14 protein-coding genes and 1 pseudogene are annotated in these 13,232 nt (G+C 61.3%); 5 read left to right on the plus strand and 10 right to left on the minus strand.

Features of this window, described 5'->3' with window-relative positions; translation table 11 throughout:
* A pseudogene (locus V6K60_RS05675) lies at positions 1-243 on the minus strand (formate dehydrogenase subunit alpha); the annotation flags it as partial.
* Positions 244-629: 386 nt separating this feature from the next.
* Between V6K60_RS05675 and V6K60_RS05680 the strand changes: the two are divergent.
* The gene (locus tag V6K60_RS05680) at positions 630-1,229 is read left to right on the plus strand and encodes a hypothetical protein (RefSeq protein ID WP_332449547.1); all 600 of its coding nucleotides are present in this window, start codon (positions 630-632) and stop codon (positions 1,227-1,229) included.
* A gap of 77 nt (positions 1,230-1,306) precedes the next feature.
* Here V6K60_RS05680 and V6K60_RS05685 read toward each other — a convergent pair whose 3' ends face one another.
* Together V6K60_RS05685 and V6K60_RS05690 are read right to left on the minus strand one after the other, a co-directional pair.
* A complete protein-coding gene (locus V6K60_RS05685; protein ID WP_332449548.1) occupies positions 1,307-2,233 on the minus strand; it encodes a hydantoinase/oxoprolinase family protein in 927 nt (308 codons plus the stop codon).
* The gene (locus V6K60_RS05690) at positions 2,230-3,117 is read right to left on the minus strand and encodes an ATP-grasp domain-containing protein (protein WP_332449549.1); all 888 of its coding nucleotides are present in this window, start codon (positions 3,115-3,117) and stop codon (positions 2,230-2,232) included. The genes V6K60_RS05685 and V6K60_RS05690 overlap by 4 nt, the downstream gene beginning before the upstream one ends.
* 83 nt (positions 3,118-3,200) lie before the next feature.
* Between V6K60_RS05690 and surE the strand changes: the two genes are divergently transcribed.
* Positions 3,201-3,998 (plus strand): 5'/3'-nucleotidase SurE, encoded by a 798-nt coding sequence (gene surE / locus V6K60_RS05695; RefSeq protein WP_332449550.1) that lies wholly within the window; start codon positions 3,201-3,203, stop codon positions 3,996-3,998.
* A 5-nt stretch (positions 3,999-4,003) separates the two neighbouring features.
* Positions 4,004-4,705: a ribose 5-phosphate isomerase A gene (gene rpiA / locus V6K60_RS05700; protein WP_332449597.1), complete on the plus strand. Its 702-nt coding sequence runs from the start codon at positions 4,004-4,006 to the stop codon at positions 4,703-4,705.
* On the opposite strand, the gene V6K60_RS05705 is transcribed toward rpiA, so the two are convergent.
* The 4 genes from V6K60_RS05705 to V6K60_RS05720 form a co-directional block, all read right to left on the minus strand.
* The gene (locus V6K60_RS05705) at positions 4,694-5,074 is read right to left on the minus strand and encodes an ArsR family transcriptional regulator (RefSeq protein ID WP_332449551.1); all 381 of its coding nucleotides are present in this window, start codon (positions 5,072-5,074) and stop codon (positions 4,694-4,696) included. The genes rpiA and V6K60_RS05705 overlap by 12 nt on opposite strands.
* A 468-nt stretch (positions 5,075-5,542) precedes the next feature.
* Positions 5,543-6,112: a TATA-box-binding protein gene (locus tag V6K60_RS05710; protein ID WP_332449552.1), complete on the minus strand. Its 570-nt coding sequence runs from the start codon at positions 6,110-6,112 to the stop codon at positions 5,543-5,545.
* A 41-nt stretch (positions 6,113-6,153) separates the two neighbouring features.
* Positions 6,154-8,052, minus strand: coding sequence for an acetate--CoA ligase (gene acs, locus V6K60_RS05715; RefSeq protein WP_332449553.1), 1,899 nt, complete (start codon positions 8,050-8,052; stop codon positions 6,154-6,156).
* Positions 8,053-8,598: 546 nt separating this feature from the next.
* A complete protein-coding gene (locus V6K60_RS05720; RefSeq protein ID WP_332449554.1) occupies positions 8,599-8,913 on the minus strand; it encodes a transcription factor S in 315 nt (104 codons plus the stop codon).
* A 161-nt stretch (positions 8,914-9,074) separates the two neighbouring features.
* Here V6K60_RS05720 and artA point away from each other — a divergent pair, with 161 nt between their 5' ends.
* Positions 9,075-9,902 carry an archaeosortase A gene (gene artA / locus V6K60_RS05725; protein ID WP_332449555.1) on the plus strand — a complete coding sequence of 276 codons (828 nt, stop codon included), beginning with the start codon at positions 9,075-9,077 and terminating at the stop codon, positions 9,900-9,902.
* Positions 9,903-9,960: 58 nt separating this feature from the next.
* Here the strand turns inward: artA and V6K60_RS05730 are convergent, their stop codons facing one another.
* Positions 9,961-10,593 carry a CDP-alcohol phosphatidyltransferase family protein gene (locus V6K60_RS05730; RefSeq protein WP_332449556.1) on the minus strand — a complete coding sequence of 211 codons (633 nt, stop codon included), beginning with the start codon at positions 10,591-10,593 and terminating at the stop codon, positions 9,961-9,963.
* A gap of 218 nt (positions 10,594-10,811) precedes the next feature.
* Between V6K60_RS05730 and V6K60_RS05735 the strand changes: the two genes are divergently transcribed.
* Positions 10,812-11,492 carry a dihydrofolate reductase family protein gene (locus V6K60_RS05735; protein WP_332449557.1) on the plus strand — a complete coding sequence of 227 codons (681 nt, stop codon included), beginning with the start codon at positions 10,812-10,814 and terminating at the stop codon, positions 11,490-11,492.
* A 17-nt stretch (positions 11,493-11,509) separates the two neighbouring features.
* On the opposite strand, the gene truD is transcribed toward V6K60_RS05735, so the two are convergent.
* Together truD and pth2 are read right to left on the minus strand one after the other, a co-directional pair.
* Positions 11,510-12,781, minus strand: a complete 1,272-nt coding sequence (truD, locus tag V6K60_RS05740; protein WP_332449558.1) for a tRNA pseudouridine(13) synthase TruD — start codon at positions 12,779-12,781, stop codon at positions 11,510-11,512.
* Positions 12,778-13,140 (minus strand): peptidyl-tRNA hydrolase Pth2, encoded by a 363-nt coding sequence (gene pth2, locus V6K60_RS05745; RefSeq protein WP_332449559.1) that lies wholly within the window; start codon positions 13,138-13,140, stop codon positions 12,778-12,780. Before pth2 ends, truD begins: the two co-directional genes overlap by 4 nt.
* Positions 13,141-13,232 lie beyond the last annotated feature (92 nt).

The raw sequence follows: 13,232 nt of genomic DNA on the forward strand, positions 1-13,232 counted from the left end.
GTAGGCCTCGTCCCAGGTCGCCTCGACAAACGTGCCGTCCTTCTTGATGAGCGGCTTCGTGAGGCGGTCCGGGCTGTTCACAAATTCATGGGCATAGGTGCCCTTCGGGCAGACCTTCCCCTCGTTTACGGGTGAGCGGCGGTAGGGTGCTGTTCCAACTACCTTGCCGTCCTGGACGACAAGGTTGAAACTGCAACCTGTTCCGCAGTAGGGACATGTTGTGGCCACATACTTCAACGTCATAATTTAACACCTCTCTATGGCGAACCGAATATCCGATGTTAAGCTACTTAAATTGTGTTAGTTAACCAGATCAATCCCTGAATTCGACACCCTTACCGGCAGACAGGCAACAACCCATATCGTTCGTTTGGGCATTTACGTGAAGAAATTTGAGCAGACGACGGACCAGTATGCGGTAAAGATCAAGCACAACCACTAAACTAACTGCCCGGGACAGGGCTCGAGGGGCCGACTGCTGTTCCAGGGTCGACGCGAGAACCGCAGGTGGATCTCTTCCAGGGCCCCCCTTGTGAGCCCGCACGATCCCTGTGCCGACATACCGCCAGAAGGGGAGATGCTATTATTGGTGGAAACCTACACCTCTAGAGACAGAAAGAGGAGGCGTTATGAAGAAGACAGTACCGGTCTCGCCGATGCTCGCCGACCTGGTGGGGAGTGCCCTGACGGCAATGGACGGCGTGAAGTTTACCGACCTTTCTGCCTGCCCGTCGTGCGGCGGTCCGGTGACCGGGCACGATCTGCGGGCGAAACGGTTTGCCGTCATACTCGAGGGAGAGAGGGAGCGCACCATCCGGGTCTACGTGAAACGTTTCTACTGCCAGCAATGCAACACCCTCTGCTACGCAGAAGCGCCGTTCTACCCCGACACCCGCCTCGCAGCGCCGATCGTCGACCTCTGCCTCCTTCTCTCACAACAGATGCCCTTCAACCAGGTGGCACACTACCTCCGGGCGATGGGGATCGTCGTCGATCGGGGGACGATCCGGAACTACGCCTCCCGCGACTTCGGCACGATCCCGGCAGCCGAACTCTTCGGCCTCCTGCTACCGCTCTCCCTGCTGAACCTCGCCACCTTCGTCCTCGGGCACGAGCGCCGTCCCATCGTAGGGGCAGAAGCGCTCGCTGCCTGCGGTCTCCCAACCACAGGCCGGGCAGCGCTTCACGGCAGGGGGTCGCCCGAAGAGCGGGATCAGCGGGATGAATAGGAAAAGAAAAAAGAACGGAAAGCCAAGCGCGAGCGACACCGCCGTGATGGCGACCGAGACCGCAAGCAGGATCAGGGTCAGTCGCAAGCGGCTCGCCGTAGCGCAACCTCCCTCACCGCATACGCCGGCAGGGCATCCGCGACCTCCCCGATCTCCTGCTCCAGCGTGACGCCGGCCAGTTCCCGGGCGAAGATCTCCGCTCCTATCCCCGCCGTGATCACCCGCTCTGCACCGCTCCGGAAGAGTGCGCGCCCTGCTGCCCGGACGATCAACGTCCGCTGGACCTCCCAGAACTGCCGGGCGACCTGGAGAGCGCCCGAATTCCCGATCTCATCGATGTCTGCGCAGACAACCCGGGCGAGCCTCCGGAGCGCAGCGTCGACGGTCTTCTCGCCGCCATCCGGTGCCGGGGAGGTGTAGTCAACCGGCGCGATATGGCCGAGCACGAGGTGCGCATCGGCGCTTGCAGCGAAGTACTCGGTGCTCACCGGGGTTACGATACCGTCCAGCGTCACCGAGGAGAGGAGCGTTGCGACGTTCGTCCTGAGCATACCCGTGTAGACGAGGTACTGCTTCTGCAGCCGCCGGGTGTCGGTCAGCCCTTTGAGGTCTTCGAAACAGTTGAGAGGGATGACGTCGGCGGTGGTGCTCCCCACATCGAGGAGGACCGCATTGGCATACTCTTCCCGTAGGTAATCGGCCGATGCCAGCCAGTTTGCAGCGGCAAGGGCCGGGACCGGCCGGGTATGGAACGCCGCGTCGGTGCCGTAGAAGGCGGCATCGGGGATGACCCCCTGGACGGCATCGACGATCCAGCGGATCCCCGCGATCTTGTTCGGAAAGCAGTCTGCGAGCTCTCCGCTCATCACCACTGCGGCTGGCCCCGCATACGGTTCGAGAAGATCGGCAAGAGGAGCGCTCTGCCAGAGCGGGCAGTAGTGGATATGCACACCGGCATCGTCGACGACCTTGAGGTTCGCACCGCCGATATCGATGCCGATCATACCCGGCTGATCCTCCCGCTCGTATCGAACCGCACCCTCCCGGAGAGGTGCACCTCACCCGGCGCTTCGCCGTGCGACGCTTTGACGAGGAGATCGGCGATCTCCTCTTCCATGATCGCCGCGATGCCGACCAGGCTGGTCGTGGGTCGCGGGTTGACGTCCACCACAGTGATGCGGTCGCCAACGATGACGTCGACCCCGGCATACCCCTGGCACCCGAGGATGTTCACCGCCCTGACCGCAGTGGCGACGATCTCTTCCTCGCGGTCGGGGTGGACGGGCGTCTCGCCCCCGAGATACCGGAAACTGCCGTCTTCTGCGACGGCGATCTCCTGCCGGTTGACGGCGAGGAGGAGCGGGGGGTTGCCCGAGTAGAACTCGCAGACGTTGCCGGTCACCCGGCTCACCACCAGGCTCACGCTCAGTGCCTCCCCCTCGACGTACGCCTGGGCAAACTCGCCGGCGCCCGGTTCTTCGCCCGTCAGCCTGACCCCCTGAGCGCCGCAGCCCATGATCGGCTTGACGACCCGCTTCCCTGCCCCGGCATCAGGGGGGACCGCCACCCCGTTCCGGGCGAGGATCGATGCCGTTCGTTGTTTATTGGCACAGACGGCCGCATTCATGCTCCCGCACCCGACGTTGTGGATGAACTGCTCGAGGACCTGGGTGTACCGGAAGAGGAGGTGGTCCGGCGCAACGACCAGCCCCACGTCGCACCCCGGCGCGAGTCTCCGGATCTCGCCCTCGAAGTCGGGCCCCTCCGGGGTCACAACCTCGTAGCCGCACCTCTCAAAACTCTCGCTCAGCGTGGCGAGCATGGCAGCGCCCTCGGGTGCAAGCCCGGGGTCGTTGCATACGGAGTATTCGGCGAGAAATGCCTTCATCACAGTACAGGTTGGTTGCCAGACATTTGACCCTGACGATCGGGCAAGTATTTGATTCACGGGGACTATCCCTATAGACAAGGATGAAGCCAAAGATTCTGCTCACCAACGACGATGGGATCACGTCCGTGGGGCTCTGGGCGGCGTACGACGCGCTCGCGCCGATCGCCGACGTCACCGTTGTCGCGCCTGCCACCCAGCAGAGCGCCGTAGGGCGATCGATCTCCATCTTCGAGCCGATCCGCGTCAACCGGGTGACGATGAACGGGGTGCCGGCGTACTCGGTCGGCGGAAAACCGACCGACTCCGTGATCATCGGGCTGTTTGCGCTGCACCTGAAACCGGACCTTGTGGTCAGCGGGGTCAACATCGGGGAGAACCTCTCCTACGAGTCCATCATGACCTCGGGTACCGTCGGGGCTGCGCTCGAAGCATCCAACCAGGGTGTGCCAGCCCTCGCCTTCTCGCTTCAGGTGGAGGACCAGGGCGACAAGTTCGACGACCCCTCGATGATCACCGACCGGTTCTCCGATGCGAAGCGGGTGGTCCGCGACATCTGCGAGAGGATCCTCGAGGGTGGGTTCCCACAGAGTGCTCACGTCATCAACGTGAACATCCCGACACCGATGATCGGGGGGTATGAGATCACCCACCTGGCCGGGAAACTCTTCCACACCGGCGTGGAGGAGCGCCTCGACCCTCGCGGGCGCCCCTACTACTGGATCGACGGGCCCCTCTGCGATGATGCGGCGGAAGGGACCGACGTCCATGCGGTGCAGAAGGGCAATGTCTCGATAACCCCGATCACGCTCGACTGCACGGCGTTCGGCGCCGCAGACGACCTACGGAGCATCTTTCGCGGCACAGGTATCAGAAGGTGAAGAGCATATCCACAACTTCAGGACAGGCAGGATCAAAGCGGAACGCAGGCTACCACGCGGCCGGGATGGTCGAAGACGGGATGGTCGTCGGTCTCGGCACCGGCTCGACCGTCTTCTTTGCGATGGAGCGACTGGGTGAGCGGATATTACAGGACGGCCTTTCTATCGCCGGCGTCCCGACGTCCTACCAGGCGGCCATCAGGGCACGGCAGTACGGCATCCCGCTCACGAGCCTCGACGAGCACCCCAAACTCGATATCGCCATCGACGGGGCCGACCAGGTCGACCCGGCCCTCCACCTGATCAAGGGGCGCGGAGCCGCGCACCTCCGGGAGAAGTGCGTCTGCGACGCGGCAGAGAGGGTGCTCATCGTCGTCGATCCGACGAAGATGGTCGAGACCCTGAACGCGCCCGTCCCGGTCGAGGTGCTCCCGTTCGCCTCCGCGGGAGTCTTCCGGCGCCTTACCGCACTCGGTGCCGCCCCGGTCCTCCGGGACGGCGTGAAGAAGGATGGCCCCGTCGTCACCGATAACGGGAACTTCATCGTTGATTGCGACTTCGGGGCTCTCACAGACCCCAAAGGCCTGGAGGCAGCAATAGCCGCCATCCCGGGTGCGCTTGAGTGCGGTCTGTTCACCGCATATGGAGAAAAAATAACAGTTATTGTCGGTGAGGAGAAGAGGTGCCGCGTCGTATCATTGCAATGATATACATTCCCGCATCTTCTGGATAAGGTCTAACTGGTGTCGGGCTTCTCTCTTCTTCTCTTTCTCGATCGTATCCATGATCTCCGTTATCGGACGGGAAAGCGTATAGATCTTCACCGGCCGCCCTTTGCTCTCCGACTTGCTCTCGCGGGTATCCACCCAGTCGCACTCCTTGAGGTAGCGCATGGCGATACTGACCTCGGGCTGGCGGAGATCGGTGCCCCGCTCGATGTCACGGGACGTTGCTTCATCGATGTTCGCAAGATATACGAGCACTTTAGAGACATTTCGCTTGATGCCGATGCCTGTTAAGAGCTCGGCGAGTTCTTCATCGCGTGGCGTAAAATACCGTACCTTGTCTGACCTCATCCGTTCACCATTCAGATACTATCTAGTGTTTTAAATCTGACTATAAAAATATTATTATTTCAATGAGAGATTTTGCGATTGTGATTGTTTTAAGAGATGCGTTTTGGCATTGCACGGATACGAACAACCCATTATCAGCGGGATCGCGCTTTCACCGGCGGTGAGGGGGCTCTCCGTGAAGAAGGACCGGGCCCGGGGGACGGGCGATCCTGCCCGGGAGCAACCGGCACGGGACGACGGCGGAGCGTCATTCTGTCTTCGCCCCATCGAACCCCGTTCGGAGCGCATCCGGCACCTCCCGCACCGGAGAGATCCAGGAGGACCCGGGGGAACCGGCGGCTCTCATGGATAACGACCGACGGCCCTCGCGGCCCTTACGGATACGACCGACGGCCCTGATGGCCCTTACGGATACGACCGACGGCCCTCGCGGCCCTTACGGCCCAAAAAAAAAGGAAAGTATCGGATTCAGATGAGTCCAAGGCTGGTGAGTTCGGAGAGGATCCGCTGCACCGCCCGCCTGGCGTCGTCAGGCACCCTGCCGCCGGTGATGATCAGTTTGCCGGACCCGAAGAGGAGGACGACCACCTTCGGGTCGTCGAGCCGGTAAACGAGCCCGGGAAACTGCTCGGGCTCATACTCGATCTTGTCCAGGTTGAACCCCACGGCGATCTTATTCAGGTTGATCGGTGTCCCGAGGTCAGCGGAGGTGACGATGTTCTGGACCTTGTAGGTCAGTTCTTCAGGCGGCGGAATATCGATACCGAGCGCCCGCAGCTGGTCGCCGAGGATCTGCAGACCTCGCGAGAGGCTGTCGATGTTCTTTGCACCGGTCAGTACGACCTTTCCGGAACCAAAGACGAGCGCGGCAATCTTCGGGTCCTGCATCCTGATAACGACGCCGGGAAACCGTTTTTTATTGTATTCCGCGTCCTTCAACTGGGAGGCAAGAGAGGGGAGATCAAGAGAATCCGTCACTTTTGCCGAAGCAACGATATTTTCTATCTTGAGGGACTCCTCTGGTTTACGCTCATTCATATTTATAACATATTTAAAAGAGTATATAAAGGGTTGGTAAGTTATTCTTCCAGGGTTGAGATGTCCCCGGGGTCCATACCCAGTTCCTGTGCTTTTAAGACCCGCCGCATGATCTTGCCGCTCCGGGTTTTGGGGAGCGACTGGACGAACTCGATCTCGGACGGTATGGCGATGGGCCCGAGCGTCATCCGGACATGGTAGACGAGGTCGTTCTTCAGCTTCTCACCGGGCTCGCGGCCGTTTATGAGGATGACGAAGGCCTTGATGGAGTTCCCCTTCAGGGCATCAGGTTTCCCGATGACTGCCGCTTCCGCCACCGCCTCGTGGGAGACGAGCGCGCTCTCGACCTCCGCGGTCCCGATGTTGTGCCCGGCGACGACGATCAGGTCATCGGACCGCCCGATGACCATGATGTACCCGTCCTTGTCCTTCACCGCGAGGTCTGCCGCGGTGTAACAGCCCGGGATGGTGTTCCAGTACTTGCAGTACCGGTCATCGTCGTTCCAGATCGTCCGCATCATCGACGGCCACGGCTCCTTGATGACCAGGAGGCCGCCCGTGCCCGGCGGGACAGAATTGCCCGTCATATCGACGACGTCCGCGACGACGCCCGGGATCGGCTTTCCCGCAAACCCCGGGCGCATGGGTTCGCCCATCATCGTGGTCACCATGTGCATCCCGGTCTCGGTCTGCCACCAGGTGTCCATGATCGGGCACCGGTCTTTGCCGATGACACGGTAGTACCACTCGAACGCCTCCGGGTTGAGCGGTTCGCCGACGGAGCCGAGCACCCGGAGCGACGAGAGGTTGTAGCGGTTCGGCCACTCTTCACCCACCCGCATGAACATACGGATGGCGGTCGGGGCGGTGTAGAAGATCGTGACGCCGTACTCCTCGATGAGATTCCAGTAGGTGCCCGGGTTCGGGTAGTCTGGGGTGGCTTCCGTGATGAAGCAGGTGGCACCGTTGAGGAGCGGGCCGTAGACACAGTAACTGTGACCGGTGATCCAGCCGGGGTCAGCGGTACACCAGTAGACGTCGCTGTCCTTGACGTCGAAGACATACTTCATCGAGTAGTAGGTCCCGACACTGTAGCCGCCGCAGGTGTGCACGATGCCCTTCGGGGACCCGGTGGTGCCGCTCGTATACAGGATGAAGAGCGGGTCTTCTGAGTCCATCGGTTCGGCCGGGCACTCGCGCTCCACGCCGTCCATCAGCTCATAGTAGTCCACCTCGATCTCGGGGTGGAGTTCAACCGGCTTCTCATTGTCGCGCCGGAGAACGACGATCCGCTCGACAGACGGGGCGTTGACGACCGCTTCCTCCACGATGTTCTTGAGCGGGATCCTTTTTCCGCGCCGGTAGCCGACGTCGGCGGTGACGACCACTTTCGCTTCGATGCCCTTGATGCGCTGGTTGAGTGCGCTGACGCCGAACCCGCCGAAGACGACCGAGTGGATAGCGCCGAGACGGGCGCAGGCGAGCATCGCGATGATCTGCTCGGGCACCACCGGCATGTAGATGCAGACCCGGTCGCCCTTCCCGACGCCAAGGCGCGCAAGACCGTTCGCGAACTGGGAGACGGCCTGCAGGAGCTGGCGGTAGGTGTAGGTTCGCTCCTCGTCCTCGTTCTCACCCCGCCACATGATCGCGACCTTGTTGCGCCGCTGGCTGTGGGCGTGGCGATCCAGGCAGTTGTGGGTGATATTGAGCTTCCCGTTGATGAACCACTGTGCGTACGGATACTCCCATTCTTTCACCCGGTCCCAGGGCTGGAACCATTCTAATTCCCTGGCGACGCTGTCCCAGAACAGGTCGGGGTTCGCAAGGAACTCCTGGTAGGTTCTGTTGTAGTCGCCGATCCAGGAGTGCTCTTTGCAGCTGGCCTCGGGAGTGTAGTACTTCGCCTCCTCGAGTTTGACGTTAAAGCTTTCAGCCATCTGACTAACTCCTATTCTACATTATTAATAATGAATATTGTATATCAACATTATGGTCGGGAGGGTGGATCGGGTGGGAAAAAGTGCCTTCCAGGGGCAGATACCGGAACTTCAGGGGGAGAGGTGTGGTTTGTATGCGTGGGAGGATATCCAGGCGAATATAGCGTATCCGGACCCGGAGAGCGGGATAGGGTGCCGGTGACAGGAGGGGATGGACGCGGCCGGGGGTGGGGGTGGCGACAGGCTGCGTGATGCTGGAACGGCAAGACGAACCGATCTTCCGGCGGCTATACCGTAAATTGGGGTAATCCGGGGTGCGCTTCGGGAGCGGCCGCCACAGCATACCGGATATCCCGGCGATGAGCCCGCATGGGATCTCGGTCCCCGGATACGAACCCGGATCAGGAACCTCACCAACCACGAACCGCTCGTATACTCCGTGAGGATAGATGCCGAAGCGGCATGCGCCACACCGGCCAGGAGGAAGAATTGGCCCCGGAGGGCACTGAATTAAGATTACGGCTTCTTTAAGATTACGGCTTCTGCTTAATCGTACTCGCGCCATGTCTTGCCGCAGGCGGTGCAGCGGAAGAACCTGACCTCGCTCTCATCTGCCGCCCGCAGCTGGCGCAGCCACCAGTATGCCGTGGTGCATTCGCACTCCGGGCACTTGATGGTCGCCGTCGGGAGCGTTGCTATCTTATCCTCTTCGTCGACGATGGTGATCTCTTTCTCGATGCGCTTGTCCGTCTTCTTCAACCGGTCGTTGACCTCAATCTCCCGGATGTACCCGCACTTTTTGCACTTCAGCTGACCACCGGACGATATCATCAGACCTTTGCACTGGGGACAGAACATCATTATAATGAATGGGATATCGATCAAAATTAACTTGTGGGAGCGAGCAGGGTAAAGGGTAGACATCACCCGGTCTCGCCGGGCGGCCGGGACTCCGGGGTCAGGGGAGTTCGACCGGATCCGCGCACAAATGATTTAATGTCGGGTACGCCGAACGTTAAAGGATGAAGGATTACCTGGTGCTGATCTCCTGCATCTGCTTTCTTGTCTTCCTGATACCTGGCCGGTTCCGGAAGTACTTCGCCGTCGCCGGGTGGGCAAGCATCGTCGGATACCTCTTCCTCGAGCTTCCCTACTACTTCTCCATCAATAACTTCATGTACCCGGCGATAGCGCTGCTTTCAGTCCCGTTCCTCTATATCACCGCAAAATACCTGCTCCGCGAGGATCCGCGGGTGATGCAGCTCTCGACGATCGCGGCGATAGCGTTCCTGATCTACGCCCCCTTCGGCTACATACCCGCACTCGGGGACTGGCTGATCGCGACGGTCGCAGAACAGACGTCCATGGCGCTGGCGGCGGTCGGGTATCCCGTGAACTTCGAGACCTGGAACCTGATGGAGCGAAACGGCTTCCGAACCGAGATCATCCTCGCCTGCACCGGCATCCAGAGCATCGCGATCATGCTCGGGGTTGCCTGGGGCGTGCGGTCGACAACGAAGCAGAAGCTTGCTGGGTTTCTCATGGTCTTCCCGACGATCTATATCCTGAATATCGCAAGAAACGTCTTCGTGATCACGTCTTACACCGAGCAGTGGTTCCCGTACCTCCCGGAGATCGCCGGCAACGGTGAGATTGGGTACGAGAGTTTCTTCTGGGCCCACAACGTCATGGCCGAACTCGGGGCACTGGTCTTCCTCGTGGCCCTCGCCTACGCCCTCTTCCGGATTCTCCCCGAACTCGGCACCCTTGCCGACGGCCTCTACCGCCTCTACAGGAGCGAGGTGGAGCAGATCGTCGGAAAGCAGGAGAGGAGCGGTGCCGGGTCGTAATCCCGGATGACCGCGCGCCCGCCTTTTTTGTGAGGTATTCGTCTCCGGGGAAGCCGGATCAGGAGTACTGCCGGTGAAGGTAGAAGATCCGCTGGACTGCAGAGAGGTTCGTGCAGACCGCGATGAGGAGGATCGCAACCCAGATGAATCCGGTCACGCCGCCGAGCACCAGCACGAGGATCGTCTCGGGTCTGCCGAAGAAGCCAACCCCCTCGAGAGGGTCCTCGATCTTCCCGGCGATCCGCTCGCTGTAGCCGATCTCCGCATACGTGACCGGTTTGATGAAGGTGTTGATCAGGGATCCGAAGAGCGCCAGCCCCACGATACCGAAATCGACGATCGCCGGGACGCCTAAGAGGTGGCTGACGATAGGAATACCGGAGAACCCCACGGCCAGGATAACCGCCGCATCGACGTATTTGTCGGCGACCCAGTCGAAGACGGCCCCAAACTTGCTCTCCGTATGGTTCTTCCGGGCGACACTGCCGTCCACCAGGTCAAGGACCGCCGAGACGACCAGCAGCAGGGCACCTGCAAGGAAGTAGCGCTGAGTGAAGGCGAGTGCGCAGGCAAACCCGAAGAGCATGGCGAGCAACGAGACCTGGTTTGGCGTAACGCCCAGGCGCGCAAAAAACGACGCGATTGGCTCCGTATATTTGATGAATTTCGGCCGTAGAGAGGTTATATTCATCGCATATTTTATCTACCCGTGAGGGGTTTAACCTTTGCGTGGAAGGAGTAGACCCGCACAAAACCGGTTTGCTCTTCCCCGACCGGGGCCGATCATCGACCGCCATCAGGCTACCCGCCCACCCGGCACCGCATACCATCCGGAACCGGACGATTGCACACCTTCAGGAATCACCAGATTCATAAACGCTCCCGCCAGATAGATCACAAGGAGACCCAATGCCAGATAACGACAGGCCACATGTCCTCATGATGTCAGAGATCACCGTCGACGGGAAGCTCACCCTGAAGCGCGGGGCCTCAAGCAAGATCCTCATGAAGTATATGGCCCCTGAGACCGAGATCCTCCTTCACCAGACACGGGCGGTCTACGACGCCATCATGGTCGGAGCAAACACGATCCGGATCGACAACTCGTTCCTGACGGTCCGGCTGGTCGAGGGAAAGAGCCCGCTCCGGGTCATCCCGAACAGCCGGGCAGATATCCCGCCGGACGCAAACGTTCTCGGGTCGGATGCCAGAACCGTCGTCGCCGTCAGTGAGGCTGCGCCGCCGGAGAGGGTCGCCCGGCTCCGGGCAACCGGCGTCGACGTCGTCGTCGCGGGAGCGGACGAGGTCGACCTGCCGGGACTGATGCGGATCCTGGCGCGAGATTATGGCGTCCGCCGGATGATGATCGAGGGGGGACCGACGCTGAACTGGTCCATGCTAAACCACCGCCTCGTCGACGAGATACGCCTGATCCACCTGCCGTTCATCGTCGGCGGTGCTGATACCCCGTCGCTCGTCGGCGGCATGCATATCGAGACCGAAGAAGAGATGTTCCGGCTCTCCTTGAAGCGCCACTACATGTGCGGGAGCAACCTGGTCACTGAGTGGGATGTAAACTACGGGGCCTAGAGGCCCCGCACTCTTTCTTAGATCATCATATAGGGGTCCGCCTTCATGTACTCCCGGCAGACCGTCGTCGCGTAATGACCGGGGGGGAGCGTGAACCGGAGCCGGACGCTCGTCTCCGATACATCCGCCTGCACGTCGGCAAAGAGGCTTATCGGCCGGAGAGCCCCGGCAAATGCAGTCTTCACGAACCGGGAGGCGCGCTCGAAGTCTCCGGCGCTGACCCCATGTTTCTGCATCAGGTCCTGCATGGTCTCGTCCATCGGCCCGTGCGGTGTCACCGGTTCTGCGCCGGGTACGAAGAGGGCGATCCGGCACCGGCCGCGGCGGATCTGCATCAGGGCCGCCTGCCGGTTTCGCGCGGAGACGATATCCTCGCGGCCGTTCGAGAAGACGAGCCGGTCGCCGATCTCGGGTTCGGTCAGCGAGTGTCCGGCCTCGATACGGGAGGAGAGCGTGCAGTTGAAGAGATACGACTGGAACGCGCTCACGAGGAGCGAGAGGAGTTTGGGGGGGAGGACCTGGAGCGCACCGGCGTAGTCGCCGGGGTTCGCGACGAGGTGGTTTGCCATCGCCCGCTCGTAGGTCATCTGGACGGGGAGTTCGGCGAGCGCCGCCCGGGGATCCCGGGTCTCGGTGAAGTGGGTCCGGGCCTGTTGCGCCGCTTCGGACTCGCGGGGGTATGGCCGGCCAACGTACGCGACCACGGCGCCTTCGTAGTCGCCCTTCAGGACCCGCTCGCCGACGAGATGGGTGACCGGCCGGACGACACCGAACCGCTGCAGCCCGTAGTAGTTCGGTATGCCGAGCGATGCGACCGCGGTCGCCGCCTCTACCCTCGCGGCGAGATCTTCTCCGGCGCAGTCCCGGATCGTGATATCGAACCGGTTCCCCGCAAGCCCCCCGAGGGTGAGCGCGTGCTGCGACTGCCCGACGACCTCGAGCGTGATGTCTGCAAGATGCACCTGCTCGACCGCATCAGGCGTAAGATCGTAGATCGATATGAACTGGGTGGTCACCGCATTCTTGTCCTTGGTCCCCGCCCAGGCGATCCGCCGGTGGCTGATGCCGAGCCGTTTTGCAATCTCCTTGACCGCCCGCTGGAGTTCCCAGTTCGTCTTGGTGAGCCGGCAGATGAGGTAGGGGCCATCGGGATCGCTGATCGGGAGCGGCACCTCTTCGACGATGAAGTCCTCGGGGCTTGAGCGGAGCCGGCCGCCGATACCGGGGGCATCGGACGCGTAGTAGCAGATCCCGAGGTCCTGTTCCAGGGGATAGGGTGAGCGCATCATAGCAGGGAGAGGTCGCCGGTGATCCGGTCGAGGTCTTCAGCACGGGCGGGCCCGAGACCGAGGGCCGTCACGGTCCCCGGCGGGATCTCGGTCATCCCGGCATCCTGGATGATCGATGCCGGGATGCCCGCTCGTTCTGCGATCGTCTTGAGTTCAAAGAGCTGCCGCTCGGTCGAGACCTTCAGCACCACCTTCTTCTGCCCCTCGTCAAGCCAGGCCTTCCTTGCGATCTTGTCGGCCTTCTCGTAGGCCCCGATGGCAGCGTGGGCGATCTGTGCACACTTCTTGCCGCAGCTCATCTTGATGTCGGCACGCACGACCAGGCACTGTTTCCACTTGAACTCCCGTATATCAGGCATTTCGTATTAGTTGGGGTATGATCCGTCAAATACGCATCTGTAGAGCGGGGGCCGCGACCCGCACACAACGCGACATCGTATTTATGCTGCCC

Origin of the sequence: Methanoculleus sp., from assembly GCF_036677455.1 — an archaeon.
In the GTDB taxonomy this organism is placed as follows: Archaea; Halobacteriota; Methanomicrobia; order Methanomicrobiales; family Methanoculleaceae; genus Methanoculleus.